Raw genomic sequence first — 25787 nt, 5'->3', positions numbered from 1 at the left:
TGCGGCCCGGGAGCACTGCTCCCGGGCCGCAGCCCCTTCAATCAGCCTCACAGCGGCAAAAGCCATGGTGCTTCCCCCAGGTGGGATGTCCACCTTGGAGAGGCGGCGGTTGCGCGCAGGATGCCACGGCCCGTTCCCAAACGCGCCGCAGGCGCGTTTGGGAACGGTTGAGGCCCGGGATCGCCGATCCCGGGCCTCTTCTTTGCACCTTATGTTCGCCCGCACAGCAGCCGCAGCGCCTCCAGGTATCCCGGCAGGCCGTGGCCTCGGACGGTGGCGGCACAGGCCGCCCGGAGGTAGGACACGTGGCGGAAGTCCTCCCGAGTGTCCGGGTCAGAGACGTGGACCTCCACCGTGGGGATGCCCACGGCCTTCACCGCGTCCAGCAGCGCCACGCTGGTGTGGGTGTAGGCGGCGGGGTTGATGATGATGCCGTCGGCGTGGTCGAAGTAGGCATGGTGGATGGCGTCCACCAGGTCCCCCTCGTGGTTGGACTGGAAGAAGGTCACCCGGACCCCCAGCCGGTCCGCCTCGGCGGAGATCATGGCCTTCAGGTCCTCGTAGGTGGCCCGGCCGTAAATCTCCGGCTGGCGGATGCCCAGCAGGTTCATGTTGGGGCCGTTAATCACCGCAATGTACACAAAAATCCCTCCAAATCGCGGCGGCGGTCTCCGCCGCCGTGCCGTTGTTCTCCACCGCCGCGTCCCGGAACCGGGCGTACAGCGGCGCTCGCTCCGCCCACATGGCGGCCAGGTCCGCCCCCTGGGACAGGGGGCGCCCGTCGGTGGGCAGGGCGTCCAGGTCCCGGATCAGGTGGTAGATGCGCCCATTTTGATGCAGCGCGGCGTAGTTGCGGGGGTCTTTCACCACGCCGCCGCCGGTGAGGAGGATTTTACCGGAGAGTTTTCCCGCCTCCGCCGTCTCCTCCCGCTCCAGCGCCCGGAAGGCGGCCTCGCCCCCCTGGGCGAAGATCTCCGGGATGGAGCACCCCGCCCGCTCCGCAATGCGCCGGTCGATGTCCACCGCCTCCCGGCCCGTCTGTTCCGCCAGGATGGCGCCCACGGTGGACTTGCCGCTGCCGGGCATTCCGATGAGGACCAGGTTGGCGGTGTCCCGCCGCAGCAGGGACAGAATGCGCTCTGCTTCCCCCGGGGGGATGGGGCGCCCGAAAAAGAGGGCCTCCGCCTCCACTGCCTGGGCCACCAGCATGGGCAGGCCGTCGGAGCAGGGAATGCCCAGGGCCTCCGCCTGCAAGAGCAGGGCGGTGCGCCGGGGATTGTACACCAGGTCCAGCACCCCCCGGCACCGGGGAAAGGCCCCCAGGTCCACTGGGGTGGCGCCGTTGCCGGGGTAGGTCCCCACCGGCGTGGCATTCACCACGATGCCGGCGTCGGCGTGGCGGTCCAGGGTGCCGTAGTGGTCCGGGCCGGAGCGGGAGATCACCGCCACCGCCCGGGCCCCCAACCGCCGGGCGCAGGCCTGGGCCGTCAGGGAGGCGCCGCCGCTGCCCAGAATCACCGCCTTCTCCCCCCGGAAGGAGATGCCCGCCCGCTCCGCCATGAAGCAGAAGCCCGCGGCGTCGGTGTTCCAGGCGTACAGCTTTCCGTCCGGCCGGCGGACCAGGGTGTTGACGCTGCCGATGGCCCGGGCCGCCGGGTCGATGACGTCGCAGTGGGCCATCACCGCCCGCTTGTAGGGGATGGTGACGTTGACGCCCCCCAGGTCCTCCCGGCGGAGGAAGTCCGCCAGCTCCTCCGGCTCCAGCTGGATCAGCCGGTAATCCGGGCAGCCCAGGGCCGTGTGGATGGGGACGGACCAGCTGTGCCCCAGCTTCCGCCCCAGCAGGCCGTAAACCTTCTCCGCCATATCAGATTTCGGCGTAGTTGCCCAGGAACTGGAAGCCGGCGCACAGGCGCTCCAGCTCCTCCAGCATGGGCAGAATGCCCGGCTCCTGGACGGAGGCCTCCAGCTCCAGGAAGAAGATGAACTCGAAGTTCCGGCCGCTGACGGGGCAGGACTCCAGCTTGGTCATGTTGATGCCCAGGGCCGCCAGCTTGGAGAGGATCTCGTACAGGGCGCCGGGCTTGTTGTCGCAGGAGATGATGAGGCTGATGCGGTTGGCCCCGGCGTAGATGACGGGGTCCCTGGTGATGCAGAAGAAGCGGGTGTAGTTGTTGTCACTGTCCTGGATGTCGTCGTTGACGCAGGCCAGGCCGTACAGCTCCGCGCAGGGGTGGGAGGAAATGGCGGCGGCGTGGCGGTTGCCGCTCTCGGCCACCAGCTTGGCGGCCATGGCGGTGTTGTCGCAGGGGATCACGTGGACGCCGCCCAGGCCGTCCAGGAACTTGCTGCACTGGCCGATGGCCTGCTGGTGGGAGTAGATCTCCGTGATCTCCTCCATCTTCACGCCAGGCAGGGCCAGCAGCTCGTGGCGGATGCACAGCCGGGTAGAGCGCACCACGGACAGCTTGTGGTCCTGGAGCAGCTCGTACACCGCCCGGACGGAGCCGTTGGAGCTGTTTTCAATGGGCAGCACGCCGAATTTGCACAGCCCCGACTCCACGGCGGACACCACCGCGTCGAAGGTCTTGACGTAGACGATGCTGCCCCGGGGCAGGATGCGGTCGCAGGCCACCTGGCTGTTGGCCCCCTCCACGCCCTGGCAGGCCACCAGGCCCGTCTGGGGGAAGACGGCGCTGCCCGCCGCCAGGGAGCGCTCCACCTGGGAGGCCACCTGGGTGGGGGCGGAGATCAGCTCCGCCTGCCGGGACCGGGCCAGCTCAAAGAGGGTGGAGAACAGGTGGTAGGCGTAGCGCTCCTTCTCCCCGGCGCGCTCCGTCACCCTGGCCAGCACGGCCCGCTCCCGCTCCTTGTTCAAAATGGGCAGGTGGTGCTCGTTTTTGTAGGCAGCTACGTCCTCCGCCAGGGCCATCCGCTCCAGAAACAGCTGCAGGAGCTGTTCGTCCACGGCGTCGATTTTCGTGCGGATTTCAGAAAGTTCCATGATGTCCCTCCAAAAGTAAATCTAATACGACCGCCGCGGTGACGGCCTCCACCACCGGGACGGCCCGGTGGGCGATGCAGGGATCGTGGCGGCCCCGGACGACCAGCTCCGCCTCCTCCATCCGGGAGAGGCTGACGGTCCGCTGGGACCGGGAGATGGACGGCGTGGGTTTGACTGCGGCCCGCAGCGTCACCGGCATCCCGGTGGTGATGCCCCCCAGGATGCCCCCCGCCCGGTTGCTGGCCGTGACGACGGAGCCCTCCTCCAGAGTGAAGGGGTCGTTGTTCTCCGATCCCCGGAGCCGGGCGGAGCCGAAGCCCAGGCCGAACTCCACACCCTTCACGGCGGGGATGCCGAAGAGGGCGGCGGCCAGCCGGTTTTCCACGCCGTCGAACATGGGGTCCCCCAGCCCGGCGGGCAGGCCCACGGCGGCGCACTCGATGACGCCGCCCACGGAGTCCAGGGACTGCCGGGCCTCCAGAATCAGGGCCTGCATCCGCGCTCCGGCCCCGTCGTCCAGCACCGGGAAGTCCTTGGCCGCCACGGCGTCGAACAGGGCGGCGGTGGGGTGCAGGGGGAAGGGGCTGTCCTCCTCTGTCCCCACGGCGGCCAGGTGGGCCCCCACGTGGACGCCCCGCCGGGCCAGAATCTGCTTGGCGATGCCCCCGGCGATGCACAGCGGCGCCGTCAGGCGGCCGGAGAAGTGGCCGCCGCCCCGCATGTCCGCCTGGCCGCCCCACTTCACAAAGGCGGTGTAGTCTGCGTGGGAGGGCCGGGGCTTGTCGGCGAGCTCGCCGTAGTCCCCGGAGTGCTGGTCGCTGTTTGCAATCACGGCGCACAGGGGGGCGCCGCAGGTGACGCCGTTTTCCAGCCCCGAGAGGAAGACGGGATCGTCGGCCTCCCGCCGGGCGGTGGAGAGGGGGCTGGTGCCGGGCTTCCGCCGGGCCAGGAAGGCGTTCAGCGCCTCCAGGTCCACGGCCTCCCCGGCGGGCAGGCCGTCGATGGTGACGCCGATGGCCCTGCCGTGGGACTGGCCGAAGACGGACACCCGCAGAAGCTTGCCGAATTCAGAGGACATGAACCACACCTCCCAGACGTTGATACTCCTCCCAGAAGCGGGGGTAGGACTTGTGGACCGCCTCCGCCCCCAGGATGGTGACGGGTGCGGCGCAGGCCGCGGCGGCCACCGCCGCGGCCATGACGATGCGGTGGTCGTTGGCCCCGTCCACCGTGCCGCCGCCCAGGGCGCTGCCGCGGACGGTGAGGCGGTCCGGCCCCTCCTCCGCCTGGACTCCCAGAGCGGTGAGCATCCGGCAGACGGTGGTCAGGCGGTCGCTCTCCTTCATCCGCAGCCGGGCGGCGCCCACAAAGCGCGTGACGCCGCTGCGGACCGCCGCCATCACCGCCAGGGGCGGCAGCAGGTCGGGGATGCCGGAGAGGTCGATCTCCGTGTCTCCGGGCCGGGCCAGCCGCCAGTAGAGGTCCGCCACCGCCATGTCCCCCTGGGCGGAGCGGGGGTTCAGACCCTGGATGTCCAGACGGCAGTCCAGGAAGTTGGCGGCGTACCAGAACCCGGCCTGGGACCAGTCCGCCTCAATGGCCACGTCCCGGGCCTGGTAGCGCTGACCGCCGGGGACGCGGAAGGTCTCGTAGTCCCGGTTCTCCACGCGGATGCCGAAGGCCGCCAGCATCTCCAGGGTCATGTCCACATAGGGCCGGGATTCCAGGGGGGAGGTCATGCGGATCTCCGACGCCCCGGGGAGCAGGGGCAGGGCGTACAGCAGGCCGGTGACGAACTGGCTGGACACGTTGCCGGGCAGACGGTACTCCCCCGGCGGCAGTGTGCCCTGAACCGACAGCGCCCCGGCGGAGCGGCGGCAGGCGATGCCCTTTTCCGCGAAGAGGTCGAAGTAGGGCTGCTGGGGCCGCTCCATCAGCCGTCCCCGGCCGGTGAAGACGCCCCCCTCCGCCACAGCCAGCGCCACGGGGAGGAGGAAGCGGAGGGTGGAGCCGGACTCCCCGCACTCCAGCAGGGGAAGGCCCCGCTGGCCCCGGGCCGCCAGCAGGGCGGCCACGCACCGCTTGGTGGCCTGGATGTCCTGGGAGTCCTCCAGGTTGGAGGGCATCCGGTCCGTCTCGCCGGAGAGGGCCAGGGCCAGCACCGCCCGGTGGGCCATGGATTTGCTGGGCGGCGGGGTCACGGCGCCGGAGAGGCGCCGGGGTTCGATGCGGACGTCCATTTACGCCTCCAATCCCGCCCGGATGACGGGCAGCAGCTCCCCTACCGGCACGGTTTTCAGCGTGCACAGGCCGATCCGCCGAGGGACCACCAGGGTGATCTCGCCGCCAGCGCGCTTCTTGTCGGCGGAGGCCGCCTGGGCCAGGGCCTCGGCGGGGAAATCCGTCCCCGTGGGCAGGCCGTTTTTGGCGACGCAGGCGGCGATGCGGGCGGCAATGGGGGCCTCCGTCCACCCCAGGGCCTCGGCGGCCCGGGCCATCACGCAGAGGCCCGCCGCCACGGCGTGGCCGTGGGGGATGGCATAGCAGCTGCACAATTCGATGGCGTGGCCCACGGTGTGGCCCAGGTTCAGCAGCCGCCGCTCGCCCTGCTCCCGCTCGTCCCGCTCCACCACGCCCGCCTTGTAGCGGACGCACCGGGCGATGACCTCGCCGGGGTCGGCGGTGAGGGCGCCGCCCTCAAAGAGGGAGAACAGCGCCTCGTCGCAGAGGACGCCGGTCTTGATGGCCTCGGCGGCGCCGTCGGCAAAGACGGCGGGGGGGAGGGTGCGGAGGCAGTCCGTGTCGCACAGCACGGCGGCGGGCTGCAAAAAGGCCCCCGCCAGATTTTTTCCCGCCGCCAGGTCGATGGCGGTCTTGCCGCCCACGGAGGAGTCCACGGCGGCGAGGAGGGTGGTGGGCAGCTGGACGCAGCGGATGCCCCGCAGGTACACGGCGGCGGCGAACCCGGCCATGTCACCGGTGACGCCGCCCCCCAGGGCCGCCACGCAGTCCGTCCGGGTGAGGCGGTGCTTCGCAAGAAATTCCAGGAGGCTGGAGAGGGTTTGGAGATTCTTATGGGCCTCTCCGGCGGGGAAGATGCAGCTGGAGACGGTGAAGCCCGCCCGCCGGAGGCTTTCCGCCACGGGTTCCAGATACAGCGGGGCCACCGTGCTGTCAGTGATGACCGCCATGTGGCAGGGGGCCGCCGTCTTTTGCAGCAGCTCCCCGCAGCGGGGCAGCAGCCCGCCGCCGATGGAGACGGCGTAGGCGGGGTCGGTGCGGACCGGGATGGTTTGGATGGGGCCGGACATAGGCACACTCCTTTATCATATCCCCCTCCCGCAGCCGGGAGGGAACCGGAGGGATCTCCGCCGGCGGCGGATGGGGCGGTGTTTTGCAGAGCAGGGGGCGGGGCGGAGGGGCTGCGCCCTCAGTTTCCGCCTGCGGAGGCCTTCTTCTCCCGGCCGTCCCGCAGGAGGCTGTGAAGCCGCTGGGCGTCCCGGGCCCGCAGGGCCTCGGCGTACTCCGTCAGGTGGAGAATCAGCTCGTCCAGCTCCGTGGTCAGGTAGTCGGCGTCGTCCAGAAACAGCTCCGTCCACATGTCCTCGTCCAGCCGGGCCACCCGGGTCATGTCCTGGAAGCTCCCGGCGGAGAAGCCCCGGCGGCGCTGGGCCTCGGGGGATTTGATGTAGGCGCTGGAGACGATGTGGGCCAGCTGGGAGGTGAAGGCGATGATGCGGTCGTGCTCCTCCGGGTCGGAGAAGGTGAGGCCCGCGAAGCCCAGGTCCAGGAAAAAGGCCTTCAGGGTCGCCAACAGCTGCATGTCCGTCCGCTGGTCGGGGGTGAGGATCATGGAGGCCCCCACGTACAGGCTGTCGCTGGCGGAGGTGAAGCCCCCCCGCTCCCGGCCCGCCATGGGGTGGCCGCCGATGTAGGCGAAGCCGTGGGCCGCGGCAATGGGGGCGATGTCCGCCACCACCGTCCGCTTCACGCCGCACAGATCCACCAGGATGGCGGACTTGGCGATGCGGGGGGCGTTTTGGCGGACCCACTCCACGGCGGCGCCGGGCCGGATGGCCACCAGAATCAAATCGCACTGGGGCAGGTTCTCCTCCGTCAGGGGGGCGTCGATGGCGCCGCACATCCGGGCCATGGTCATGGTCTCCCGGTCCAGGTCGATGCCATAGACCGTGTGGGCGGTGCGGGCCTTCACGCTCTTCGCCATGGAACCGCCGATGAGTCCCAGGCCAACGATACCGACGATCATCTTCTCACTCCTCCAGGGTTTTCAGCATGGCGTGGAGTTTCAAGAGCTTTCTGGCCAGGGGGTCGAACACCTCCGGCTTCAGGGACTGGGGGCCGTCGCACAGGGCATGGGCCGGGTCGTTGTGGACCTCGATCTGGAGGCCGTCGGCCCCGGCGGCCACAGCGCCCATGGCCAGGGGCTCCACCAGCCAGCTCTTGCCGGTGGCGTGGCTGGGGTCGATGATGATGGGCAGGTGGGTGAGCTTGCGCAGCACGGGGATGGCGGCCAGGTCCAGCGTGTTGCGGGTGTAGCTCTCAAAGGTGCGGATGCCCCGCTCGCAGAGGATCACGTTCTCGTTGCCGCCGGCCATGACGTACTCGGCGCTCATGAGCCACTCCTCGTAGGTGGCGGACATGCCCCGCTTAATCATGATGGGTTTGTCCTGGTGGCCCACGGCCTTCAAAAGGTCGAAGTTCTGCATGTTCCGGGCGCCGATCTGGATCACGTCCACGTCCTTGAACAGGGGGAGCTGGCTCAGGTCCATCAGCTCCGTGACGATGGGGAGCCCCGTCTCCTGCCGGGCCACCTTCAAGTACTCCAGGCCCGTGGCGCCCAGGCCCTGGAAGGAGTAGGGGGAGGTGCGGGGCTTGAAGGCGCCGCCCCGGAGCATGGTGGCCCCGCTGGCCTTCACCGCCTTGGCGATGGCCACCACCTGCTCCTCGCTCTCCACGGAGCAGGGGCCCGCCATGATGGACAGCGTGCCGCCGCCGATCTGAGTGTTGCCCACGCGCACCACGGTGTCCGCGGGGTGGAACTTGCGGTTGGCGTTCTTGTAGGGCTCCTGGACCCGCTTCACGTCCTCCACAATATCCAGGGCGGAGATCAGGTCGATGTCCAGCTGAGAGGTGTCGCCCACCAGGCCCAGAATGGTGTTGGCCTCGCCGATGCTGGTGTGGATGATGATGCCCTTCTCCTGGAGCCAGGAGATCAGGCTCTCCAGCTGGTCGCGGTTGGGGTTGTGTTTCAGAATGACGATCATGTGATGTTCCTCCTTCAAATCTTCACAACGGCACAAAAAAGACCCGCAGCCGGTATTGGCTGCGGGTCGTCATGTACGGACAGTTTTTGACAAAACCGACGTTACACGCGGGCGCTTTCAGCCAAACCGAAATAAGCCTTACCATAAAAGTAGGTAAAGCTAAAGTAACGGTATTCGGCTGCCCGGGTGAGATTGGTCATGTCACAGGTCCCTCTTGTTCTCTTTAGATGTTTAAAGCATAACACTTTGGGAAGGGAATGGGAATTGTGAATCTATCCAAACAATGGGAGGCGACGAGTGGGAAACTTGTCTGTATCGACAAAATCAGGAGGCCGCGGGCAGGCAGCCCGCCATCAGCAGCGCGGTGGCCCGGAGGATGTACTGCACATCCCGGCGCATGTCGGCCACGGTCTCCATGTACTGGTCGTGCAGCTCGTCGATGGCGTCCACCAGGTCCTGCCGGGCCTTGGCCCGCCGCAGGGTCTGGCTCTCCAGATACTCCGCCAGGTACTGGCGCAGCTCATCCTCGTATTGCCGGTGGGCGATGAGGCTCTCCGGATAGTCCTCGTTGTGGGGGTAGGTGAAGGCGTCGGCCAGGTAGTGGGTCAGCTTGCCCAGGGTATAGTACTGCCAGATGTTCCAGCGGGAACGGGTCTGAAGGCTCTTGATATGGGCGTTGATGTACAGCTGGGAATTGGTGAAATTATGGCCCCGGAGCGTCTGGGCCCGGCGGGAGCCTTTGAGATAGGTCAGCGGATTGCAATCGGGCTGGAAAGAGCCGAACAGAAAGGCCAATTCATAGCGCTTTGCCCGGAATCCATGCTCGCATTCCAGCAGCATAGAGGCCAGGAGCTTGTGACTGCGTTTTTGCAAGGTGCCACCTCCGAGAGTTTGATCGAACTAACAACGACGTCAGTATACCACGTACGGCGGGGGGAAGCAAGAGCAACTTTTTGTAAAACACATAAAATCTGTGGAAACTGACCGATTGCAATGGAGGGGAAAATGGGATACAATAGCCCAGAATCCAAGTTGAGGAATGAGAGGAAAACCACCATGACGGAATTGACTCCCACCCGCAGGGGCCGCCTGGCACAGGCCGGGGACTGGCGGCGGCAGTACCAGGCGCTGCTGGCGGCGCCGGACCAGGCGGCGGCGCTGATCCGCAGCGGCGACACGGTGGTGTGCACCGGCGGCGCCAACTGGCCCTATGCGGTGGAGACCGCCCTGGCCCGGCATCTGCGGGCCGTGGGCGGTCACGTGGAGCTGAACTCCCTGTTCGCCCCGGCGGACGCCGCCATCCTCCAGCCGGAGAACCGGGATCTGGTGACGTACAACGTCAACTTTTTTGCCTCGGACCGGACCCTGGTACCCCAGGGCAACGTCCACTTCGTCCCCACCAATCTCAGCCAGACCGGGGAGTGGATGGCCTCCCGCCGTCCCCGGGTGGCGGTCATCACCTGCGCCCCGCCGGACGAGAACGGCTGGATGAGCCGGACCCTCTGGGGCGCCCACCTCCACCGGACGGTGCTGGAGCAGTGCGAGACGGTGATTGTGGAGGTGAATCCCCGGATGCCCGCCATGTCCAGCGAGGGGGAGGCCCACCTGCTGTTCCACGTGTCCGAGGCGGACGCCATTGTGGAGGCCGACTGGCTGCCGTCGGAGAATCTGCCGGTGCCCGCCCAGGAGGAGGACCGGCTCATCGCCGGCCACATCGCCGAGCTGGTGCCCGACGGGGCCTGCATGCAGTTCGGCCTGGGGGGCCTGGCCAACGCCGTGGGGGACTGCCTGGCCTACGCCGGGAAGCGGGACCTGGGCATTCACACGGAGGTTTTGACCAACTGCGTGGCGGAGCTGATCCGGAAGGGCGTGGTGAACAACAGCCGCAAGCAGGTGCTGCCCGGCCGGGCGGTGGGGGCCTTCCTGGTGGGGGACCGGGGGCTGTGGTCCTATGCGGATGGAAACCCGGTGTTCACCTTCAAGGAGATCGACTGGGTGAACAACCCCCGGCGCATCGCTCTGAACGACCGCGTGGTGTCGGTGAACAACGCCATGGAGGTGGACCTCACCGGCCAGGTGAACGCGGAGAGCGCCGGCGGGAAGATGTACTCCGGCACCGGCGGCCAGCTGGAGTGGGTCATCGGCGCCCAGTGGTCCAACGGGGGCAAGAGCATCATCGCCCTGCGGTCCAGCTATGTGGACAGGAGCGGCGTCCGCCGCTCCAAGATCAAGGCCCAGCTGCCCCCGGGCAGCGTGGTGACCACCCCCCGGACCATGGTGCAGTACGTGGTGACGGAGTACGGCGTGGCGAACCTGAAGTACAAGAGCTGCCGGGAGCGGGCCAAGGCCCTCATCGCCATCGCCCATCCGGATTTCCGGAAGGATCTGGAGCGGGAGATGCCCCTTTGAAGAAATACTGCCAAGACGCCGCCTGGGAACAGGCGGCGTCTTGTTGTGTTTTGCCGAAAGTGCCGGGGCGCCCCTGGTTTCATTTGACATCGCCGGGGGATGTCCGTAAAATAAGAGGGAAAGTTTGTGAAAAAGGTGGCGAACAGATGAAAATCCTGCTGCAGATCGGCGTCGTGTTCGGGGTGTACTGGGTGAGCCAGTGCATCGAGGCGGTGCTGCCCTTCCCCTTTCCCGCCAGCGTCATCAGCTTGCTGCTGCTGCTTTTGCTGCTGGCGGCGGGGCTGGTCAAGGTGGACCATGTCCGGGAGAAGGCCGACTTTCTCCTGGGGAACCTGGGCTTTTTCTTCGTGCCGGTGTCGGTGGGCATCATGAACTACGTGGACGTCATCCGGGCCAACGCGGCGGCCTTCCTCACGGTGTGCGTGGTGTCCATGGTGCTGACCTACGGGGCCACCGTCTGGGCGGTGCGGCTGACCTGCCGCCTGCTGGAAAAGAAGCGGGGAGGGGAGCGGGCATGAGCGTACTGCTGGAATCGCCCTTTCTCGGCATCACGCTGACGGTGGCGGCCTACTGGGTGGGTGTCAAGCTGCAAAGGCGGACGGGGCTGGTGCTGTGCAACTATATGATCGTGGCGGTGGCGCTGCTGGTGGCGGTGTTGACCGTCTTCCGCATCCCCTACGAGGCCTATTACAACGGCGGCAGCGTCATCAACATGTTCCTGGGCCCCGCCACCGCCTGCATGGCGGTGTCCATCTACGCCAAGATGGACCTGCTGAAAAAGAACTGGCTGCCGGTGCTGGTGGGCTGCTCGGTGGGGGTGGTCACCTCCATCGCCAGCATTCTGGCGCTGTGCCGCCTCTTCGGCTTGGACCGGGAGATGACCATGTCCCTGCTGCCCAAGTCCGTCACCACCCCCATCGCCACGGTGGTCTCCCAGGACCACGGCGGCATCGTGGCCATCACGGTGGCGGCGGTGATGGTCACCGGCATCCTGGGCAACCTGGCGGCCCCCTTCCTGGTCAAGCTGTTCCGGGTGAAGGACCCCCTGGCGGTGGGCCTGGGCATCGGCGCGTGCAGCCACGCGGTGGGCACCGCCAAGGCCATGGAGCTGGGGGAGACGGAGGGCGCCATGAGCGGCCTGGCCATCGGGCTGTGCGGCATCCTCACCGCCGTCCTGGCCCTGGCCTTCGACCTCCTGGTGTAAGCGGATTCCCCGCCCCGGGTAAGGAGCGGCTTTGCGGCGGAGCCCGCGGCGGAACCGGAAAAGAACAAGGAGAACCCATCATCCGGCCCGCAGCCGGGCGGAGGGCCTGAACAAGCAAGCGCGGGGAACGCCATGGCGTTCCCCGCGCTTGCTTGTTTCCAGATCAATCGGGCTTGCGCAGCGGCCCGGCCGCCTCACACGGAGAACAGCAGGTCGGAGTAAACCGGGAAGGGCCAGTACTCGCTGGCGGTGAGATTCTCCAGCTTGTCGGCGGCGGCGCGGGCGGCGGCCATGGCCGGGACGATGACGTTGTGGCTGTAGTCCATGGCCTCCTCGGGATTGGCGGGCACGCCGTCCAGGGCCCCCTCCAGGCGGATGCAGGCATCCAGCAGCTCGTCGGTGAGGGCGGCGACCGCGGCGGCGGTGGTCTTCTCGTACTTGCAGGCCACGCCGCAGGTCTCCTTGGCGTCGGCCCGCTGGCACAGGTCGGTGGCGTAGCCGGAGACGGCGGGGAGGATGTCGTGGCGGATCATATTCACCATGGTGTTGGCCTCGATGGAGATGACGGTGTTGTAGTTCTCCACGTGAATCTCGTACCGGGCCTGGATCTCCTCCTTGGTGTAGATGCCGTGGTTGACGAACAGCGCCACGTTCTTGGGGGCGATGTAGGCGGGCAGGGCGTCGGCGGTGGACTTCAGGTTGCATAGCCCCCGTTTCTCCGCCTCGGCGATCCAGGCGTCGTCGTAGCCGTTGCCGTTGAAGATGATGCGCTGATGCTCCGTGAAGGTCCTTTTGATGAGGGCCGCCAGGTCCGCCTGGAAGTTCTGGGAGTGCTCCAGCTCGTCGGCAAACTGCTTCAGCTCCTCGGCCATCATGGTGTTCAGGGCGATGTTGGGGCCGGAGATGGACTGGGAGGACCCCAGCATCCGGAACTCGAACTTGTTGCCAGTGAAGGCCATGGGGGAGGTGCGGTTGCGGTCGGTGTTGTCCTGGCGGATGGAGGGCAGCACGTCCACGCCGATTTGCAGCGTGCGCTTGCCGGCGTCCTTGAACTCGGTGCCCTGGATGATGGACTCCACCACGGCGTTGAGCTCGTCGCCCAGGAAGATGGAGATGACCGCGGGGGGCGCCTCCTGGGCGCCCAGGCGGTGGTCGTTGCCGGAGAAGGCCACGGTGGTGCGCAGGAAGTCCTGGTATTCGTCCACGCCCTTGACGAAGGCGGCCAAAAACAGCAGGAAGCGGGCGTTCTGGCTGGGAGTGGAGCCGGGCTTGAAGAGGTTTCTGCCCGTGTCGGTGCCCAGGGACCAGTTGTCGTGCTTGCCGGAGCCGTTGACGCCGGCGAAGGGCTTCTCATGCAGCAGGCACACCAGGCCGTGCCGGTCGGCCACCTTCTTCATCATCTCCATGGCCAGCTGGTTGTGGTCGCAGGCGGTGTTGGCGTCGGAGAAGATGGGGGCCATCTCGTGCTGGGAGGGGGCCACCTCGTTGTGCTTGGTCTTGCTCAGCACGCCCAGGGCCCACAGCGTCTCGTCCAAATCCTGCATGTAGGCGGCCACGCGGGGCTTGATGGCGCCGAAGTAGTGGTCCTCCAGCTCCTGGCCCCGGGGGGGCTTGGCGCCGAAGAGGGTCCGGCCGGTCATCCGCAGGTCCTCCCGCTGGTTGTAGAGCGCCTTGTCGATCAGGAAGTACTCCTGCTCGGGGCCCACCTGAGGGATGACCCGCTTGCTCTCCGTGTCGCCGAAGAGGCGCAGGATGCGGATGGCCTGGCGGCTCACCTCGTCCATGGAGCGCAGCAGGGGGGTCTTCTTATCCAGCGCCTCGCCGGAGTAGGAGCAGAACACGGTGGGGATGCACAGAGAGCCCTCTTTGATAAAGGCGAAGGAGGTGGGGTCCCAGGCGGTATAGCCCCGGGCCTCGAAGGTGGCCCGCAGGCCGCCGGAGGGGAAGGAGGAGGCGTCGGGCTCGCCCCGGACCAGCTCTTTGCCGGAGAACTCCATGATGATCTTGCCGCCGCCCACGGGGGTGATGAAGCTGTCGTGCTTCTCGGCGGTGACGCCGGTCATGGGCTGGAACCAATGGGTGTAGTGGGTGGCGCCTTTGGACAGGGCCCACTGCTTCATGGCCTCGGCGATCTCGTTGGCGGTGGAGATGTTCAGGGAGGTGCCCTCTGTGACGCACGTTTTCCACGCGCCGTAGGACGCGGAAGAGAGGCGCTCCTTCATGGTCTCCTCATTGAAGACCAGACTGCCGAACAGCTCGGGAAGTTTCGCAGATGTGCTCATAACATTCATCCTCCTATTGTTCTATATCAAATACTATCATAAAACGGCGGGAACGCAATAGGTAATACTTCTAGTTTTTCGCCGGCTCACTGGCCGCTGGCACCGTAGTTTGCCAGCACCCGGGCGGAGGGATCGGTGACGTCGCAGCCCGCCCAGGACCTGTTGGGCATCCAGTAGTCCGCAATCATGGCCGCCTGGCCGGGATAGTGCTGTTCAAAGAGCTCCCGGTACAGCAGGCTCTCCTTGGTGAAGGGAGGACAGTGGCCGTATGCCCGCCGCCGGCGGTGGAACTCCGCGTCGGTGTACCGCTCCTCGGCGTAGGCCTTCAGATCGTCCACCATGGAGTGGCCCACGGCGTCGGAGAAGGCGGCCTTCTGGCGCCAGAGAATCCCCTCGGGCAGCAGATGGTCCTCCGCAAAGGCGCGGCGCAGCAGGTACTTGCCCATGCCGTAGGTGTTCTGCTTCAGCCGGGGGTCGAGGCGCATGACGTACTGAACGAAATCCAGGTCCCCGAAGGGCACCCGGGCCTCCATGGAGTTGGCGGAGATGCAGCGGTCCGCCCGCAGCACGTCGTACATGTAGAGCTCATCCACCCGTTTCTTGCTCTCCTGCTGGAAGGCCTGGGCGCTGGGGGCGAAGTCGGTGTACTTGTAGCCGAACAGCTCGTCGGAGATTTCACCGGTGAGCAGCACCCGGATGTCGGTGGTCTTGTGGATGGCTTTGCAGCACAGGTACATGCCCATGCTGGCCCGGATGGTGGTGATGTCCCAGGTGCCCAGCAGGGCAATCACCTCCTCCAGGGACTGGAGGACCTCCTCCCGGGTCATGAAGACCTCCGTGTGGTCGGCGCCGATGAAGTCGGCCGCCTCCCGGGCGTATTTCAGGTCGATGGCGTCGGTCTCCATGCCGATGGCGAAGGTGCGGATGTGCCGGCCCAGCACGACGGCGCTGATGGCGCACACCAGGGAGGAGTCCAGCCCGCCGGAGAGCAGGAAGCCCAGGGGGGCGTCGGCGTCCAGCCGCTTATCCACGGCGGCAATGAGCTTGTTGCGGATCTGGCGGCAGGCGGTGTCCAGGTCGTCCTCGGAGTGGGCTTTCACGGTGGTCAGGTCCGCGTAGCGGACGAACTGGCCGTAGGCGTAGTAGTGGCCCGGAGGGAAGGGACACACCTCCCGGCACAGGCCCACCAGGTTTTTGGCCTCGCTGGCGAAGACGATGGCGCCGTCTTTGTCGTAGCCGTAGAACAGGGGGCGGATGCCGAGGGGGTCCCGGGCGGCGATGAGGGAGTCGGTCACGGAGTCGTAGAGGATGAGGGCAAACTCCGCGTCCAGCCGGGAGAACATGGACAGGCCGTACTCGTGGAACAGGGGGAGGAGGATTTCGCAGTCGCTGCCGCTGCGGAAGGTGTACTTCTCCGCCAGCTTTCGCTTCAGGGCGCGGAAGCCGTAGAGTTCGCCGTTGCACACCACGTAGTCGCCCTCCAGCTCGAAGGGCTGCATCCCGGCCTCCGTCAGCCCCATGACGGCCAGACGGTGGAAGCAGAGGTAGCCGGAGGGGGTCTCGATGACGCGGGACATGTCGGGCCCCCGGGAGCGGGTGCGGTTGAAATAGGGCAGCAGCGCTTCTTTGGTGAGGGTCTTTTTGGAAAACCCCATGATGGAACACATATACAGCACCTCCAGATATAAAAAACGCAGCTATCTCCTAAATTTTAGGACGAATAGCTGCTATCCGCGGTGCCACCTAATTTACCTCCCCTGGCGGGGACGGTCACCTTCAAGGCTCCAACAAGCCCGTGTGAGGTAACGATCACAACTCGTCGCACTTACTGGCGGAAGCCCGCGTTCAGATTGCGGCTACGGAGTGTTCTTCCCACGGCCTCCTGTACGGGGTTTCCACTGTCCCCCGATCACTGAGACGGAACGTCCATGGTACTTTTCTCCATCAGCGCCTTTGCCGATATTTGCAATGGATGTTTGGAGTGTACCACCCGGGGGCCGCCCCTGTCAACAGCAAAACCACCAAAAGCAAACAGCCCCAAAAACCGAATTTCTGGAAATCCGGGAAAAGATTCACAAGGCCGGGAACAAAAACTGGCCCACCGGTGCGGACAGTCCTCCTCCAAAGGGCGACATCCGCCGGAGACGGCGAAGAAAGAGCGCGGGGGCGCCCCCGTGGGATGCGCCCCCGCGCTCAGGCTGTCGAAAAAGTCCTTCGGCCTTTCCCGACAGCCTAAAAATGCCGCGATTTTTGCCCCGCTGAGGCGGATCAAAAATCTGCCGCTTCGCGGCTCAAACGCCTGCTGTGCAGGCTTTTTGACGGCATTCGAGCCCATTCGAGGCGGGCTGCCGCCCCCTCAAGCGCCCCCGCGCTCGTACCGCGTCAGAGGTTGATTTCCGGCTTCTCCCCGCCGGCCTGGCTCAGCAGCGGCTCCACCCGGCGAAGGAAGGCCTCCACCTGCTCCGGGCAGCGGCCGATGTAGGCGCCGGGCGTCAGCACGGCCTCCATCTCCGCCTCCGTCATGCCAAAGGCGGGCTCCGCCGCCAGGCGCTGGAGCAGGTCGCACTTCCCGCCCTCCTTCATTTTGGCGGTGGCGGCCATGGAGCAGGTGCGGATGATCTCGTGGAGGGCCTGGCGGTCGCCGCCTCGCTTCACCGCCTCCATCATCAGGTTCTCCGTGGCGATGAAGGGCAGGTACTCCCGCACCGCGGCGTCCACCACCTTTTCGTTGACGTGGAGGCCGTCGGTGACGTTCTGGCTGAGGCGCAGCACGGCGTCCGCGCAGAGGAAGCCCTCGGGCATGGAGATCCGCCGGTTGGCGGAGTCGTCCAGGGTCCGCTCCAGCCACTGGACGGCGGCGGTCATGGGGGCGTTCATGGCGTCGGCCATCAGGTAGCGGGAGAGGGAGCAGATCCGCTCGGAGCGCATGGGGTTGCGCTTGTAGGCCATGGCGGAGGAGCCGATCTGGTTTTTCTCAAAGGGCTCCTCCACCTGCCGGTCATGCTGGAGGAGGCGGATGTCGTTGGCCATCCGGTAGCAGCTCTGGGCGATGGCGGAGAGGACGTTCAAAATGCGGCTGTCCACCTTCCGGGGATAGGTCTGGCCGCAGACGGCGAAGCACTCGTCAAAGCCGAAGGCGGCGGAGATCTGCCGGTTCATCTCGTCGATCTTGCCGCCGTCCCCCTCGAACAGGTCCATGAAGCTGGCCTCGGTGCCGGTGGTGCCCCGGCAGCCCAGGAATTTCAGGTGCTCCAGCACGAAGTCCAGCTCCTCCAGGTCCGCCAGCAGGTCCTGCATCCACAGCGTAGCCCGCTTTCCCACCGTCACCAGCTGGGCGGGCTGGTAGTGGGTGTAGCCCAGGGTGGGGACGGCCTTGTACTGGTCGGCGAACTTGCTCAGGTTGGCCAGCACGGCGATGAGCTCGCCCCGGAGGTAGCGCAGCCCCTCCCGGTAGAGGATGAGGTCGGCGTTGTCGGTGACGTAGCAGCTGGTGGCCCCCAGGTGGATGATGCCGGCGGCGGAGGGGGCGGCCTTGCCGTAGGTGTACACGTGGGCCATGACGTCGTGGCGGACCTCCTTCTCCCGGGCCGCCGCCGTCTCGTAGTCGATGTCCGTCAGGTGGGCCTCCAGCTCCGCCACCTGCTCCGCCGTGATGGGCAGGCCCAGGTTGTGCTCCGCCCGGGCCAGGGCCGCCCACAGGCGGCGCCAGGTCTCAATGCGCATGTCGGGGGAGAACAGGTGCAGCATGAATTCGGAGGCGTACCGGGACGCCAGGGGGGATTCGTAGCGGTTCTTGGACATGGGGGGTCCGCCTTTCTTCCTGTCAAAAGTGAGGAGGCACCGCTCGGTGCCTCCAGTGGTCTCCTGTCCGCCGGAGGCGGAAGGTGCCCCGGGGCGGGGCCGTGCGGGGGAAAGCGGGTCAGCGCAGGATGATGGCGTCCCGCTCCGGACCCACGGAGACGTAGGTGATGAGGCAGCCGATGGCCTTTTCCACGTACTCCACATACTTCCGGGCGGCCTCGGGCAGGTCCTCCCAGGTCCGCACGCCGGAGATGTCGCACTGCCAGCCCTCCAGGTACTCCACCACGGGCTTGGCGTCGGGCAGCAGGGCGGGGAAGGGGAAGTCGTCGGTCAGCGCCCCGTTCAGCTCATAGCGGGCGCAGACGGGGATTTGGTCCAGGTAGCTGAGCACGTCCAGCTTGGTCAGGGCGATGTCCGTGACGCCCTGGCACGCCGCGCCGTAGCGGGTGGCCACGATGTCGATGGGCCCCACCCGGCGGGGACGGCCGGTTTTGGCGCCGTACTCGTTGCCCGCCTGCCGCAGCTTCTCCGCCTCCTCGCCGAACCACTCGCAGGTGAAGGGGCCCTCTCCCACGCAGGAGGAGTAGGCCTTCACCACGCCCACCACCTTGTCCAGCTTGGCGGTGGGCAGGCCGGAGCCCACGGGGGCGTAGGCGGCGATGGCGTTGGAGGAGGTGGTGTAGGGGTAGATGCCGTAGTCCAGGTCCCGCAGGGAGCCCAGCTGCGCCTCAAAGAGGATGCGCTTGCCCTGGTCCTGGGCCTGGCGCAAAAAGGCGCCGGTGTCGCAGATAAAGGGCTTGATCTTCTCGCCGAAGTCCGCCACCCAGGCGCGCAGATCGTCCATGGTGTAGGGCTTGGCGCCGTAGACCTTCTCCAGCGTCAGGTTCTTCCACTCCAGAATCCCCGCCAGATGCTCCCACAGCTTTGCCGGGTACAGCAGCTCTCCGGCCATGACGGTCTTCTTCTGAAACTTGTCGGAGTAGAAGGGGGCGATGCCCTGCTTGGTGGAGCCGTACTTCTTGTCCGCCAGGCGCTGCTCCTCCAGGGCGTCCAGGTCCCGGTGCCAGGGCAGCAGCAGCGAGGCCCGGTCGCTGATTTTCAGATTCTCCGGCGTGATGGAAACGCCCTTGGTAATCACGTCCGCCATCTCGGCCCACAGGCTCTCGCAGTCCAGCGCCACGCCGTTGCCCAGAATGTTGACGACATCTTTGCGGAAGATGCCGGAGGGCAGCAGATGCAGGGCAAATTTGCCCTGGTCGTTGACCACGGTGTGGCCGGCGTTGCCGCCGCCCTGGTAGCGGACGACCACATCATAGTCGCTGGTGAGCAGGTCCACCATGCGGCCCTTGCCCTCGTCGCCCCAGTTGACGCCTACAATGGCACAGTTCGACATCATTCAAAACCTCCCGGTTTTATTTTGCATAAACCGGCCGGGCCATACCGACCCAGCCTAAAACATTATATCGACACTTTTCACATAAGTAAAGTATAAACTTGTGATATTGGAGATAAATTTCCCTAATAGGTTGACCTTTTGCCCTCCCGATTGGCCCCCATCCGCCGACTCCGGCGGGTTTTTGCCCGCCGGGGGCAAAAAAGCCTTGCAACCGGCCGGTAAATCGTTTATAATCGTTCCCGACAGGTGCCATCTCCCTGTCCAAGCGCCCCGCCGGGGCGTTCGTTCGGCAGATCTGCCGTTCTCTAAACAAAAAAATGGAGGTTTCGCAGGGCCTTATCCTGCGCGTATTGCTGCCGTTTGGGGCAAGGGACCTCCAACACCCGTCAAGGAGGTCTTTTTTCATGTCCAAATCCCGCTTTACTTCCCGCCAGATCGCCACCGCAGGCATCATCGCCGCCCTCTACGCCGGCCTCACCCTGCTGCTCCCCATCCCCCAGTACGGGGCCGTGCAGTTCCGGGTGGCCGAGGCCATGACGGTGCTGCCCTTCCTGTTCCCGGAGGCCGTCCCCGGCCTGGCGGTGGGCTGCTTCCTGGCCAATCTGCTGGGCTCCCCCTACGTGCTGGACTGGGTGTTCGGCACCCTGGCCACTCTGCTGGCCGCCCTGTGGACCTCCCGGCTGAAAACCCGGGCGCTGGCCCCCCTACCCCCGGTGATCTGCAACGCCGTCATCGTGGGGGCGGAGATCGCCTACTTCTCCGTGCTGGACGGCGCCGCCTTCCTCCCAGCCTTCGGCTTCAACCTGGTGACGGTGGGCCTGGGGGAGGCCGCCGCCTGCTTTGCGCTGGGGCTGCCCCTGCTCCACTGGCTCCCCACCATTCCCGCCCTGCGGCGCCGGGCCGTCTGACACGCAAAAAAATGCGCTCCGCCGCAACGGAGCGCATTTTTGCACGCTGACAGGCTTACAGCGCCTTGAACTCGTCCTTGCCCACGCCGCAGAGGGGGCACACCCAGTCCGCGGGCAGGTCCTCCCACTTGGTGCCGGGGGCGATGCCGTTGTCCGGATCGCCGGCCGCCTCGTCGTAAATATAGCCGCAGGGCTCGCACTCGTACTGCTTCACTGTGGTTTCCTCCTTATTGTCCTAACGATTTGATTTGAATATAAACCGGGGATTGCCGCATTGTCTATTGCATATGCAACTATTTTCCGCCCTGTTTCCGGAGCTTTGCCTTGACCTCCGGCGACAGCACCCTGGCCGCCAGCCGCACCGGCAGGGGCGGCAGGTTGCAGAAGGTCTTGCGTACCTGGTCGAAGGGCTCCAGGGCGTAGGCGGCGAAGAAGGCCGCCCGCTGGGGGGAGGCGGGGATGGGCGAGGCCAGCCGGGGATTCCCCGCGATGGCGCGCTCCGCCGGGAAGGCCTTCCGGGCCAGGGGGAGCTGGTCGAAGATGTGACTGCCGTGGGGCGTGTTCACCATCAGGAGGCTGACGCCCTTCTCCTGCTGGTCCGGCAGCTCCTCGGGCCGCAGGCCCCAGAAGTCCCCCAGGGTGAAGTCCCCGGGCCGGGTCATGGAGGTGTAGACGCAGCGGTGGCAGGCGGGCCGCAGGAACAGCGCTCTGCCGTAGGCCCTGCCGTATTCTGTGCGGAACAGGGGCGCGGTATCCACGGTGCCGTCGTCGTAGACGGTGGTGAGGTGGCTGTCCTTCCAGCCGGTGACCTTGTTGCGGAAGCGCACCGCCTGGAGGCCCTTCCCCTTTCGCCGCTGGATGGAGGCGGCCATGTCCTCCCACACGCCGGGGGACGGCACGCCGTGGCATACCAGGTCGCAGGTGGTCAGATTCTCCGGGCGGCCGCCCAGAAAGCGGTACAGGCCGTCCACCTGGCAGGGCGTGCCGGAAAACAGCACCTGCCGGGTCTCCAGCGCCACCCGGATCTCCCGGAAGGTGTCACCCAAGTCGCTCTGGACGTACTTGGACCCCCGGAGGCGCCACAGCTCCTCCTTGCGGAAGCAGGCCACGTGGCGCAGGTGCTGCCGCCCGTCGAAGGCGGCGCCGTACACCACGCCGCCCCCCTCCAGCACATACTCCGCCAGGGCGGTGAAGGCGCCGCCGGAGGTGGAGTCCCGGCGGATGCCGTCGTCCCTGTGCCAGGCGGCGTACACTGCCGGGAAGGCGCCCTGGGGCCGGGGGTGCAGCAGGGGGCACACGGCGGTGCAGCGGCCGCAGTGGACGCAGGCCGCCGGGTCCACCACGGGATAGGCGAAGCCCTCCCGGTCCCGCTCCATGGAGATGGCGTCCCGGGGGCAGATGCTCTTGCAGGCGCCGCAGCCGGTGCAGCGGCTGCGGTCCGCCAGCAGCGGGCCCTCCTCCGCCGGGGCGGCATCAATGCCGGCGGCGGACGGCGCGTCCGCCAGGGCGGCTCCCAGATAGTCCAGGGACGTTTGCCGGGCACGTTCCAGCCGGGCGGACACCGCCGCCCAGTCGATGGCCTCCTCCGGCGTTGCGGTGTCCCCCTTGCCGATGATGCGCTCCGCCAGGCCCAGCTCGCTGAGGAGGCTGAAGGTCCGGGAGCTCTCCGGCGCAGCCAGCTCCCCGGGGGCCACGGCGGTGAAGAAGGGCTTTTCAAACTGGATGGAGAAGACCGTCCCGTGGAAGGAGTTGGTACACACCCAGGCGGCGTTCCGGAACAGGGACAAGAACTCCGCCGGGCCGGCGTCCAGAATGCACCGGGCCTTGGGGTGGACCTTCTGGCGGATGCCGCACAGCTGCACCACCGGCAGCCCCGTCTTCTCCGCCAGGGCGCGGATATAGGGCTCCAGGGCCCCGGGGCTGCTGATGCAGTAGCACAGGATGTACCCCGCCCGGGGATACCCCGCCGGGGCGGCGGCCATGTCGGCCCACTGGTCCCGGCTCAGCAGCAGCGTGGGGTCCAGCACCACCGGCACCGTCTCTCCCGTCGCCTCCTCCACCAGGGCCTGGCCCTGCCGCTCCCGGACGGAGAGGTGGGAGAAGGCGGAGAGGTAGCCCCGCAGCTCCTCCTCCATCCCGTCGGGAATCTGGGGGATGCCGAAGGAGGGGGCGTAGGCGATCTTCCGCCGGGGGGAGAAGGCGCCGAAAAACACCGGGTCGAACCGGCCGTCGGGGAAGATTTTGGGGTTCCAGATCTGGTCGCTGCCGGCGAGAATCACGTCGTAGGGCAGCTCCGCCGCCCGCAGCTCCTCCAGGCTCTCAAACCGGTGGCCGGAGATGTGGAGGTGGTCCCGGGAAAAGGCGTCAAACCGGCTCTGCCGGGTTTTCAGGGCCTGGTAGTGCAGGGCGGTGTGGGCGTCGGCGGCGGCGGAGCCCAGGCCCGTAGGCCGCCGGAAGAGCTCGTTGCTCTGGTTCACATAGTAGTCGATGATCTCGCAGCCCCACCCCAGGCCCTCCACCGCCCGCTCCGTGGCCGCCGCCTGCAGCAGCGCCCCGTAGTGGTGGATGTGATAAAAGGTGACAAGTCCTGCTTTCAATGGGGAAACTTCCTTTCTTTACAGCTGGTCCAGGATGGCGTCCGGGTCCCGGGGCACCAGGAGATCGTCCTCCGCCACCCACTCGGCGGCGGGAACCACGTCAAATGCCGTCTTGCTGCGGCGGATGACCACCTTTTCCAGCCCCGAGTTGATGACCAGGCGGCGGCACATGGAACAGGAGGTGGCGTCCGCCAGCAGCTCGCCGGTGCGGGCGTCCCGCCCCACCAGGTACAGCGTGCCCCCCACCATGTCCCGCCGGGCGGCGGAGATGATGGCGTTTGCCTCGGCGTGGACGCTGCGGCACAGCTCGTACCGCTCCCCCCGGGGGACCCGCATGGCCTCCCGGGAGCAGTAGCCCATATCCACGCAGTTGGCCCTGCCCCGGGGGGCGCCGTTGTAGCCGGTGGAGATGATCTCGTCGTTTTTCACGATGATGGCGCCATACACCCGGCGCAGGCAGGTGGCCCGCTCCAGCACGGTCTCCGCGATGTCCAGGTAATAGTTCTCTTTACTGATGCGATCCATGGGCAGCCCTCCGCTTTTCTGATATCTGAAGCATGGAACCGGTTTTCCGCGCCCCGGGGGAATCGCGTCCCCCGGAGGGAATGCCTTATTCTATCACAGTTTTCCGCCCGGGGGAAGTGCCGGGCGGCCCCGGAGAAAAAAGTTTACAGGTGGTTGAAGAAAATCCCGGCGCCGCGTCGTATCATCTGTGACGGACAAAGAGAGGAGGCGGCGGCAGTTTGACAACCAAAGACAGCTTTTCAGAGCTGGTGGTCCGGTATGAGCGGCTGGTGTACACCATCTGCTTTCAGCTGGTCCGGGACGCCGCCGCCGCGGAGGACCTGACCCAGGACACCTTTCTCTCCGCCTACCTCCACCGGGACGCCATGCCGGCGGGCTATGAGCGCCAGTGGCTGGGGCGCATCGCCACCAACAAGGCCAAGGACCACCTGCAAAGCGCCTGGAACCGCCACACGGTGCTGCCCGGAGACGAGGGAATGCCCCCCGGGCTGGCGCCGGCCACGGAGGAGCTGGCCCTGCAGCGCACCGGTGCGGCGGAGATCGAGGCCGCCGTGGAGGCGCTAAAGGAGCCCTACCGGCCGGTGTGCCGCCTGTGCCTCCTGGAGGAGCGCTCTCCGGAGGAGGCGGCCCTGGCCCTGGGCAGGCCGGTCAAAACCATACACACCCAGCTCAGCCGCGGCAAGAAGCTGCTGCGGGAGCGGTTGGAAAGGAGTGGGATTCATGGAAATCTTCCGCGCTGACGGACACCTGACGGACGAGGCCCTGTCGGCCCTGATCCAGCAAGCGGACCAGGACGAACTGAGCCGCCTGGAGACGGCGGAGCACCTGGCCTTCTGCGATCTGTGCCTCCAGCGGTACACCGACGCCCTTTCGGGCGAAGAGCTGCTGACGCCCCTCCGCTCCTGCCAAGAGAGCCTGTGGCGGCGGATCCGGCTGCGGACGCTCCATCTCGTCACCAGCCGCTACGCCACGGCGGCCGCCGCGGTGGTGCTGGCGCTGACGGTGGTGTGGGGCAGCGGGAGCCTGGGCTTCCTTCCACGCCCCCTGCCGCTCCCGGACCGGCCCGGCATCTCCCAGCGCCTGGGGGAGTGGAACAGCTCCCTGAGCCAGGCCCTCTCCGGCATCAATGACATTTTCAGCGGGTTCGGCGCCCAGCGCCGCCAGCCCACACAAGGAGGAAACCAATCATGAAACGCAAACACGGACTCTTTCTCTTCCTCGCCTCCTGCATCCCCGGCTGCGGCGAGATGCACCAGGGGTATATGAAGCGGGGCGCCTCCATCCTCACCGCCTTCTGCGCCATCTTCGCCCTGGCCATGTTTTTGGAGGTGGGCGCCCTGGCGGCGCTGATGCTGCCGCTGTGGCTGTTCTCCTTCTTTGACAGCTACAACCTCCGCGCCCAGACCGACGAGGAGGCCGCCGCCAACCCCGACGCCTACCTCTTCGGCCTGTCGGACCTGGACTCCCAGAAGCTCGGCGACCTGTGCCGCAAGCGGCACAGCCTCATCGGCTGGGTGCTGGTGGCCCTGGGCGTGTACCTGCTCTACGACCGGCTGATCCGTCAGGTGCTGGGCAATCTCCTGTGGCACTTCGGAGCGCTGAACTGGCTGTACAACCTGCTGGTGTACGACGTGCCCCGGCTGATCGTGACCCTGGGCATCATCGCCCTGGGCCTGTGGTTCATCCGCGGACCCAAGCGGGCGGAGGCGGAGGAGATTCCGGCCTTCACCCCCCCGGCGGAGCAGCCCGGCGGCGAGGAGGCGTCCCATGGAGAGCAGTGAGAGCACCCCGCGGCAGCGGCGGGTAGGTACCTTTACGCTGGGCGCGGTGCTGGTGGCGGCGGGAATTTTGATGGCCGTCTCCCTCTTCTGGCCCCAGCTGGACCTGCGCTGGACCCTGAAGGCCGCGCCCCTCATCCTCATCGCCCTGGGGGCGGAGACGCTGCTGGCCGCCCGGGGCGGCGGCAAGGTCAAGTACGACTGGGTGGGCATGGTGCTGTGCTTCCTGCTCACCTGCGCCGCCCTGGCGCTGTACGCCGCCTCCTGGCTGATGCTGTACGGCCCCTCCTACAGCGGCAGCATCGAGAGCAACGACCACTGCCTCCTCATGGAGTACAGTGCCTTCCACACCACCCAGGACGCCCTTTTGGAGCTGGAGGCGGGGGACACCATCGAAGCGGACATCGTATCCCTCCGGGGCAGCGTGTCCGTCACCGTCATCGAGGAGGCGGACCGGGAGGTGGTCTACGACGTCCGGGACCTGCCCACCGGGACCTTCTCCATCCCCATCTCCCAGGACGGCACTTATGAGCTGTGGGTCACCGGGGACCACGCGGCGGGCAGCGCCCGCTTCACCCGGAGCCGGCCCGGCTGAACC

Annotated in this window: 24 protein-coding genes; 8 read left to right on the top strand and 16 right to left on the bottom strand. The window is 66.8% G+C overall.

The window, feature by feature from the left end; all coding sequences use genetic code 11:
* Window positions 1–209: 209 nt before the first annotated feature.
* The 9 genes from aroQ to QZS21_RS09035 form a co-directional block, all read right to left on the bottom strand.
* Window positions 210–641 carry a type II 3-dehydroquinate dehydratase gene (gene aroQ, locus QZS21_RS09075; RefSeq protein ID WP_295582583.1) on the bottom strand — a complete coding sequence of 144 codons (432 nt, stop codon included), beginning with the start codon at window positions 639–641 and terminating at the stop codon, window positions 210–212.
* Window positions 622–1866 (bottom strand): shikimate kinase, encoded by a 1245-nt coding sequence (locus QZS21_RS09070; protein WP_295582581.1) that lies wholly within the window; start codon window positions 1864–1866, stop codon window positions 622–624. The genes aroQ and QZS21_RS09070 overlap by 20 nt, the downstream gene beginning before the upstream one ends.
* A gap of 1 nt (window position 1867) precedes the next feature.
* The gene (locus QZS21_RS09065) at window positions 1868–3004 is read right to left on the bottom strand and encodes a bifunctional chorismate mutase/prephenate dehydratase (RefSeq protein WP_295582578.1); all 1137 of its coding nucleotides are present in this window, start codon (window positions 3002–3004) and stop codon (window positions 1868–1870) included.
* Entirely contained in the window at window positions 2991–4082 is a 1092-nt protein-coding gene (gene aroC, locus QZS21_RS09060; protein WP_295582576.1) for a chorismate synthase, read from the bottom strand. The genes QZS21_RS09065 and aroC overlap by 14 nt, the downstream gene beginning before the upstream one ends.
* The gene (locus QZS21_RS09055) at window positions 4072–5244 is read right to left on the bottom strand and encodes a 3-phosphoshikimate 1-carboxyvinyltransferase (RefSeq protein WP_295582574.1); all 1173 of its coding nucleotides are present in this window, start codon (window positions 5242–5244) and stop codon (window positions 4072–4074) included. Before QZS21_RS09055 ends, aroC begins: the two co-directional genes overlap by 11 nt.
* Window positions 5245–6315 (bottom strand): 3-dehydroquinate synthase, encoded by a 1071-nt coding sequence (aroB, locus tag QZS21_RS09050; RefSeq protein WP_295582572.1) that lies wholly within the window; start codon window positions 6313–6315, stop codon window positions 5245–5247. It lies immediately after the preceding gene.
* 119 nt (window positions 6316–6434) lie between these two features.
* Window positions 6435–7271, bottom strand: coding sequence for a prephenate dehydrogenase/arogenate dehydrogenase family protein (locus QZS21_RS09045; RefSeq protein WP_295582570.1), 837 nt, complete (start codon window positions 7269–7271; stop codon window positions 6435–6437).
* 4 nt (window positions 7272–7275) lie between these two features.
* Complete coding sequence (gene aroF / locus QZS21_RS09040) at window positions 7276–8289, bottom strand: 3-deoxy-7-phosphoheptulonate synthase (protein WP_295582568.1); 1014 nt, start codon at window positions 8287–8289, stop codon at window positions 7276–7278.
* Between the two features lie 324 nt (window positions 8290–8613).
* On the bottom strand, window positions 8614–9162 hold the full coding sequence (locus QZS21_RS09035; protein ID WP_295582566.1) for a zinc dependent phospholipase C family protein: 549 nt from the start codon (window positions 9160–9162) through the stop codon (window positions 8614–8616).
* A 183-nt stretch (window positions 9163–9345) separates the two neighbouring features.
* Here QZS21_RS09035 and QZS21_RS09030 point away from each other — a divergent pair, with 183 nt between their 5' ends.
* The 3 genes from QZS21_RS09030 (at window position 9346) to QZS21_RS09020 (ending at window position 11902) form a co-directional block, all read left to right on the top strand.
* Window positions 9346–10698: an acetyl-CoA hydrolase/transferase family protein gene (locus tag QZS21_RS09030; RefSeq protein WP_295582564.1), complete on the top strand. Its 1353-nt coding sequence runs from the start codon at window positions 9346–9348 to the stop codon at window positions 10696–10698.
* A gap of 146 nt (window positions 10699–10844) precedes the next feature.
* Window positions 10845–11216 (top strand): CidA/LrgA family protein, encoded by a 372-nt coding sequence (locus QZS21_RS09025; protein WP_295582562.1) that lies wholly within the window; start codon window positions 10845–10847, stop codon window positions 11214–11216.
* The gene (locus QZS21_RS09020) at window positions 11213–11902 is read left to right on the top strand and encodes an LrgB family protein (protein ID WP_295582560.1); all 690 of its coding nucleotides are present in this window, start codon (window positions 11213–11215) and stop codon (window positions 11900–11902) included. The genes QZS21_RS09025 and QZS21_RS09020 overlap by 4 nt, the downstream gene beginning before the upstream one ends.
* A gap of 194 nt (window positions 11903–12096) precedes the next feature.
* Here the strand turns inward: QZS21_RS09020 and QZS21_RS09015 are convergent, their stop codons facing one another.
* The 4 genes from QZS21_RS09015 to QZS21_RS09000 all read right to left on the bottom strand — a co-directional run bounded on the left by QZS21_RS09015 (window position 12097) and on the right by QZS21_RS09000 (window position 19378).
* Window positions 12097–14184, bottom strand: a complete 2088-nt coding sequence (locus tag QZS21_RS09015) for a glutamine synthetase III (RefSeq protein ID WP_295582558.1) — start codon at window positions 14182–14184, stop codon at window positions 12097–12099.
* An 86-nt stretch (window positions 14185–14270) separates the two neighbouring features.
* A complete protein-coding gene (gene asnB / locus QZS21_RS09010; protein ID WP_295582556.1) occupies window positions 14271–15851 on the bottom strand; it encodes an asparagine synthase B in 1581 nt (526 codons plus the stop codon).
* A 715-nt stretch (window positions 15852–16566) separates the two neighbouring features.
* Window positions 16567–17985: an adenylosuccinate lyase gene (gene purB, locus QZS21_RS09005; RefSeq protein ID WP_295582554.1), complete on the bottom strand. Its 1419-nt coding sequence runs from the start codon at window positions 17983–17985 to the stop codon at window positions 16567–16569.
* A gap of 118 nt (window positions 17986–18103) precedes the next feature.
* Entirely contained in the window at window positions 18104–19378 is a 1275-nt protein-coding gene (locus QZS21_RS09000) for an adenylosuccinate synthase (protein WP_366557594.1), read from the bottom strand.
* A 407-nt stretch (window positions 19379–19785) separates the two neighbouring features.
* Between QZS21_RS09000 and QZS21_RS08995 the strand changes: the two genes are divergently transcribed.
* Window positions 19786–20289 carry a QueT transporter family protein gene (locus tag QZS21_RS08995; protein WP_295582550.1) on the top strand — a complete coding sequence of 168 codons (504 nt, stop codon included), beginning with the start codon at window positions 19786–19788 and terminating at the stop codon, window positions 20287–20289.
* Between the two features lie 55 nt (window positions 20290–20344).
* Here QZS21_RS08995 and rd read toward each other — a convergent pair whose 3' ends face one another.
* The 3 genes from rd to QZS21_RS08980 all read right to left on the bottom strand — a co-directional run bounded on the left by rd (window position 20345) and on the right by QZS21_RS08980 (window position 23411).
* Window positions 20345–20503, bottom strand: coding sequence for a rubredoxin (gene rd / locus QZS21_RS08990; RefSeq protein WP_295582548.1), 159 nt, complete (start codon window positions 20501–20503; stop codon window positions 20345–20347).
* A 79-nt stretch (window positions 20504–20582) separates the two neighbouring features.
* The gene (locus QZS21_RS08985; protein ID WP_295582546.1) at window positions 20583–22886 is read right to left on the bottom strand and encodes a polysaccharide pyruvyl transferase family protein; all 2304 of its coding nucleotides are present in this window, start codon (window positions 22884–22886) and stop codon (window positions 20583–20585) included.
* Between the two features lie 18 nt (window positions 22887–22904).
* Complete coding sequence (locus tag QZS21_RS08980) at window positions 22905–23411, bottom strand: deaminase (protein ID WP_295582544.1); 507 nt, start codon at window positions 23409–23411, stop codon at window positions 22905–22907.
* A 218-nt stretch (window positions 23412–23629) separates the two neighbouring features.
* Between QZS21_RS08980 and QZS21_RS08975 the strand changes: the two genes are divergently transcribed.
* Genes QZS21_RS08975 through QZS21_RS08960 form a run of 4 tightly spaced genes read left to right on the top strand, consistent with a single transcriptional unit; the run spans window position 23630 to window position 25784 of the window.
* Window positions 23630–24151, top strand: a complete 522-nt coding sequence (locus tag QZS21_RS08975; protein ID WP_295582542.1) for an RNA polymerase sigma factor — start codon at window positions 23630–23632, stop codon at window positions 24149–24151.
* On the top strand, window positions 24132–24602 hold the full coding sequence (locus QZS21_RS08970) for a hypothetical protein (protein WP_295582540.1): 471 nt from the start codon (window positions 24132–24134) through the stop codon (window positions 24600–24602). The genes QZS21_RS08975 and QZS21_RS08970 overlap by 20 nt, the downstream gene beginning before the upstream one ends.
* Window positions 24599–25192 carry a hypothetical protein gene (locus tag QZS21_RS08965; protein WP_295582538.1) on the top strand — a complete coding sequence of 198 codons (594 nt, stop codon included), beginning with the start codon at window positions 24599–24601 and terminating at the stop codon, window positions 25190–25192. The genes QZS21_RS08970 and QZS21_RS08965 overlap by 4 nt, the downstream gene beginning before the upstream one ends.
* Window positions 25179–25784 (top strand): hypothetical protein, encoded by a 606-nt coding sequence (locus QZS21_RS08960; RefSeq protein ID WP_295582536.1) that lies wholly within the window; start codon window positions 25179–25181, stop codon window positions 25782–25784. Before QZS21_RS08965 ends, QZS21_RS08960 begins: the two co-directional genes overlap by 14 nt.
* Window positions 25785–25787 lie beyond the last annotated feature (3 nt).

Source organism: uncultured Oscillibacter sp., from assembly GCF_900544955.1.
In the GTDB taxonomy this organism is placed as follows: domain Bacteria; phylum Bacillota; class Clostridia; order Oscillospirales; family Oscillospiraceae; genus Oscillibacter.
Note: the sequence above shows the minus strand (reverse complement) of the source record. Positions and strands in the feature narration are given on the sequence as shown.

Coding starts and splice junctions, on each gene's coding strand:
- QZS21_RS09070 (WP_295582581.1), bottom strand. CDS start 1,866: ATGGCGGAGAAGGTTTACGGCCTGCTGGGGCGGAAGCTGGGGCACAGC.
- QZS21_RS09065 (WP_295582578.1), bottom strand. CDS start 3,004: ATGGAACTTTCTGAAATCCGCACGAAAATCGACGCCGTGGACGAACAG.
- aroC (WP_295582576.1), bottom strand. CDS start 4,082: ATGTCCTCTGAATTCGGCAAGCTTCTGCGGGTGTCCGTCTTCGGCCAG.
- QZS21_RS09055 (WP_295582574.1), bottom strand. CDS start 5,244: ATGGACGTCCGCATCGAACCCCGGCGCCTCTCCGGCGCCGTGACCCCG.
- aroB (WP_295582572.1), bottom strand. CDS start 6,315: ATGTCCGGCCCCATCCAAACCATCCCGGTCCGCACCGACCCCGCCTAC.
- QZS21_RS09045 (WP_295582570.1), bottom strand. CDS start 7,271: ATGATCGTCGGTATCGTTGGCCTGGGACTCATCGGCGGTTCCATGGCG.
- aroF (WP_295582568.1), bottom strand. CDS start 8,289: ATGATCGTCATTCTGAAACACAACCCCAACCGCGACCAGCTGGAGAGC.
- QZS21_RS09030 (WP_295582564.1), top strand. CDS start 9,346: ATGACGGAATTGACTCCCACCCGCAGGGGCCGCCTGGCACAGGCCGGG.
- QZS21_RS09025 (WP_295582562.1), top strand. CDS start 10,845: ATGAAAATCCTGCTGCAGATCGGCGTCGTGTTCGGGGTGTACTGGGTG.
- QZS21_RS09020 (WP_295582560.1), top strand. CDS start 11,213: ATGAGCGTACTGCTGGAATCGCCCTTTCTCGGCATCACGCTGACGGTG.
- QZS21_RS09015 (WP_295582558.1), bottom strand. CDS start 14,184: ATGAGCACATCTGCGAAACTTCCCGAGCTGTTCGGCAGTCTGGTCTTC.
- asnB (WP_295582556.1), bottom strand. CDS start 15,851: ATGTGTTCCATCATGGGGTTTTCCAAAAAGACCCTCACCAAAGAAGCG.
- purB (WP_295582554.1), bottom strand. CDS start 17,985: ATGTCCAAGAACCGCTACGAATCCCCCCTGGCGTCCCGGTACGCCTCC.
- QZS21_RS09000 (WP_366557594.1), bottom strand. CDS start 19,378: ATGTCGAACTGTGCCATTGTAGGCGTCAACTGGGGCGACGAGGGCAAG.
- QZS21_RS08995 (WP_295582550.1), top strand. CDS start 19,786: ATGTCCAAATCCCGCTTTACTTCCCGCCAGATCGCCACCGCAGGCATC.
- QZS21_RS08980 (WP_295582544.1), bottom strand. CDS start 23,411: ATGGATCGCATCAGTAAAGAGAACTATTACCTGGACATCGCGGAGACC.
- QZS21_RS08970 (WP_295582540.1), top strand. CDS start 24,132: ATGGAAATCTTCCGCGCTGACGGACACCTGACGGACGAGGCCCTGTCG.
- QZS21_RS08965 (WP_295582538.1), top strand. CDS start 24,599: ATGAAACGCAAACACGGACTCTTTCTCTTCCTCGCCTCCTGCATCCCC.
- QZS21_RS08960 (WP_295582536.1), top strand. CDS start 25,179: ATGGAGAGCAGTGAGAGCACCCCGCGGCAGCGGCGGGTAGGTACCTTT.